Source organism: Pengzhenrongella sp. (assembly GCF_036565025.1).
Taxonomy (GTDB): domain Bacteria; phylum Actinomycetota; class Actinomycetes; order Actinomycetales; family Cellulomonadaceae; genus Pengzhenrongella.
Genome location: NZ_DATCNW010000069.1, coordinates 1 through 3734, shown reverse-complemented (window position 1 = coordinate 3734; position 3734 = coordinate 1). Strand labels below are relative to the sequence as shown.

The window sequence follows — 3734 nt, the reverse complement described above, 5'->3', positions numbered from 1 at the left end:
GTGCCGATCCGCACCACGTGCGTGTCGATCGCCGCGGCCAGGCCGTGCCGTTCGGCGATGCCCAGGAACTCCTCCGGTGCCACGAGGTGGTCGCCCTGGCGCATGCGCAGCAGCAGCTCGCAGCCGGTGATCTGCCCGGACGCCAGGTCGAGGATCGGCTGGGTCAGCAGCGTAAAGAGGTTGTCGTCGAGGGCCCGGTGGATCTGGTCGGTCCAGTGGAATCGTGCTCGCGACTGGGCCGCCGCCGTACCCGCGGGTTCGAAGACGACCAGCCCGTCCCGGCCACCGTCCTTGGCTGCGTACATCGCGAGGTCGGCGTTGCTGGTGACCTCATCGGCGGTGTGACCTCCGGTGCCGTCGAGCATGACCAGCCCGGCGCTGGCCGTCGTGCGCACGCGTTGCCCAGCGCGGTTGAACCTGATGTCCCGGACCGCGTCGAGCACCTCGTGGGCGGCGGTGGTCGCCCCATCGACGTCGACCGCCCAAAGCAGGATGGCGAACTCGTCCCCGCCGAGGCGGGCGATCACGTCGCTCTCGCGGACCCGGCTGCGGAACACGTCGGCGATCGCGCACAGCAGGCCGTCGCCGGTGGGGTGGCCGAAGGTGTCGTTGATGTCCTTGAAGTTGTCCAGGTCGAGCAGCACCAGGGCCCCGTTGACGTTGGCCCGGGTGGCCAGGGTGAGGTAGTGCTCGAGGTCCTCGCGGAAGCGTCGGCGGTTCGCGAGCCCGGTCAGCGGGTCGTGGTCGGCCAGGTAGACCAGCCCGCTCTCGTAGCCCTTGCGGTCGGTGATGTCCTCCACGTGCAGCACGGCCTGGGTCCCGGTCCCCGTCCCCGCCGGCCCGATCCGTGCGGCACTGAACGAGACCCAACGCCGGGCGCCGTCGGCCCTGATCAGCCTGAGCTCGGTCCGGTACTCGTCGATGCGTCCGGCCGCGACCTCGGCCAGCTGTTCGGCCTCGGCCGGCGCATCCCGGAGGTCCGTGAGGTCGTCCAGCGTCATGTCTGTCAGCTGGTCCACGTCATACCCGCTGATCTCGCTCAGGCTCTGGTTGGCGTTCAGAATCCGCCGATCGAAACCGACCACGGCCATCCCGACGGGAGCGAACTCGAAGGCCGCCACGAACTCGGCGGTGGACCTGGCCAGCGCCTGGTCGGCAACCACCCGATCGGTGACGTCGTGAGCCATCACCAGGGTGCCCAGGGGCTGCCCGTTGCGGTTGGTCAATGGCGACGCGTGGACGTCGTACCGCCGCCCGTTGATCGTCTCCCGGATCGGTGTTCCGTCCCGGCTGCCGATGATCAGTTGACCGGACACGGGAAGCAGCAGCTCGAGCTCCCGACCGATGAGCTTCCCGGCCGGCAGGCCGAAGGCGGCGGACGCGGCCGGGTTCGCGTCGATCACCCGGTTCATCGGGTCCAGGGTGACGACGAGATCGCGGATCGTCATGAACACCTGGCTGCGGCCGATGGGCTGTAGCCGCACCAGCCGGTAGCGGAGTACGCCCCAGACCAGGATCAGACCGGAGATGAGGAACGCGAACGGGGTCAGGTCGATCGTGCCGAACAGCGGGATGCCCACGTTATAGAGCACGTTGACGACGAACGGCAGGGCGAAGCTGAGCACAAGCACCACGGACAGCCGCCGGTACAGCGGCGAGATGCGGCTCAGGCGCACCACGAGCACCATGGTCGCTCCCCACAGCAGCAGATAGGTGTAGATGCTGTGTGGCCAGAACAGGTCACCAGCCACGGAGACGTCTGATGTCGGGCCACCGGGGTAGTAGCGGATCAGGTCATGGGTGCGCGTGTTCGACAGAAGCGCGAGCACGAGCAGCGGCTCAACCCCGAGGAGCAGCATGGTGCGGCGCCGGAGCCAGGCCGGGCCGCCGGTGTACACCGCCACGAAGGCGACCCACGCCGGAGGCAGGGCGCAAATGCCGACATACTTCAGATCTCCCCAGGTATGTCGTTCGGCGGCGGTGGGGGAGGCCAGTTCGAGCGTGTAGGCGAGACTCCAGATCCCGGTGGCGAGCAGGACGAGGGCGAGCCAGAGCGTTGTCGTGCCCTCCCTGCGGCGCCAGACCACGGTCGCCAGCACGGCGAACGCGCCCGAAGCCAGCAGGGTCAGGAGCCCTCCGGGAGTCCACAGCCACATGCAAAACCACCCCGTCTCCAGAGGAGAACGTCTCCGCGTCCCGTAGCTCGCAGCGGTCGGACAGGACGTCTCTCCTCCATTCTGCTCCGTCCCGCCGTGAGGACGATCGACTTGGCCCCTTGCGGGCGCCGCGAGCCACCATCGCTGCCCGGCGACGACCGCGCTCGGCCGCCGTGCAGGGCGCTTCCGGACTGGTCGTGTGGGGCACACGGTCGGGCTCTGCACGCTCCCCGGACTCGTTTCGCCTTCGAGCGGTGCGGGTGGCCGATGTGCAGGTCCGCGCCGCGGGACAGCGATTCCGGCCCGGCCTGAGCGTCCGGGTTCTAGCCTGATCTTGACCTGTGATCTCGAGCCCCTCGACCAAGGACACAACGATGTCTCCTGTTGCCCCGTTCGTCTCTGACCGCTTCGCCGGTAAGACCGCGATCGTGACCGGTGCGGGTTCCGGCATCGGGCGGGCAACTTGCGGTACGACTGGCGATGGAGGGCGCCACGGTCGTCGCGAGCGACGTCTCGGTGGTTCGGCTCGAGGATCTGGTCGCCGAGCACCCCGACCTTGACCTGGTCACCGTGGCGGGAGACATCTCCACCGAGGACACCGTCCAGGCGGTCGTGGCCGCGGCGGGCGGCCGGGTCGACGCCCTGGCCAACGTCGCCGGGATCATGGACGCCTTCCTGCCACCGGCGGAGGTCGACCACGCGACCGGGGACCGCGTCTTTGCCGTGAACGTCACCGCCGTGATGCGCCTCACCCGTGCGGTGCTGCCACTCATGCTCGAGGCCGGCATCGGTGCCATCGTCAACGTCTCCTCCGAGGCGAGCCTGCGCGCCTCGGCCTCGGCCTCGGGGGTGGCATACACGGCGTCGAAGCATGCGGTCAACGGGTTGACCAAGAGCACCGCGGGCTTCTACAAGTCCCAGGGCATCCGGGCGAACGCGGTGGCCCCCCGGGGCGGTCCTGACGAACATCGAAGCACCGTTCAAGTCCGAGCACGCCGCTGCCGTCCTCGGGCCGATCATGGGCACGACCATCCCGGCGCCCGCGACTTCCGAGCAGCTCGCGGCAACGATCACGTGGCTGCTCAGCGACGACGCGAGCAACGTCAACGGCGCCATCCTCCCGTGCGACGGCGGTTGGTCGGCCATCTGAGCGGTGGGTCGCCTCCGCGCAGGAGTTGCTCAGCCCTGCGACCGCCTCCGAGTCGCGTACGAGTTGCTCAGCCCTGCGACCGCCTCCGAGTCCCATACGAGTTGCTGAGCCCTGCGACCTCCGAGCCGCATACGAGTAGCGAAGTCTCGTGTTCGACCAGGTCGAAACCCGCGCACCTGCTTTTGCACTTACCTCAGAACGGTGGTTCGTCAGGGAGCTCGACCTTGGGCAGGGCCTCGATTCGGGGGCGGGGTTCGACGGTCGGGTCGGCGGGGTAGGAGGGTCGTTCGTAGCGGTGCCCGGTGGGCGAGGTCCAGGTCGTGGTCCCGGTCGCCGCGTCGCGTACGACGTCCCAGTCGCCGTCCGTCTTCATCACATGGTGGTGCTTGCAGAGACTATGAACGTTTTCGCACGTGGTCTGCTCGTCG

The 3734-nt window shown here is 68.7% G+C and carries 1 protein-coding gene and 2 pseudogenes; 1 reads left to right on the top strand and 2 read right to left on the bottom strand.

From position 1 onward, the window contains the following. Positions 1-2156, bottom strand: a 2156-nt coding sequence (locus tag VIM26_RS03695) for a histidine kinase N-terminal 7TM domain-containing protein (protein ID WP_331948985.1), incomplete at its 3' end; no start/stop codon positions are given. Positions 2157-2530: 374 nt separating this feature from the next. On the opposite strand from VIM26_RS03695, the pseudogene VIM26_RS03690 reads away from it, so the two are divergent. After that, a pseudogene (locus VIM26_RS03690) lies at positions 2531-3306 on the top strand (SDR family NAD(P)-dependent oxidoreductase). A 193-nt stretch (positions 3307-3499) separates the two neighbouring features. Here VIM26_RS03690 and VIM26_RS03685 read toward each other — a convergent pair. Continuing rightward, a pseudogene (locus tag VIM26_RS03685) lies at positions 3500-3734 on the bottom strand (HNH endonuclease); the annotation flags it as partial.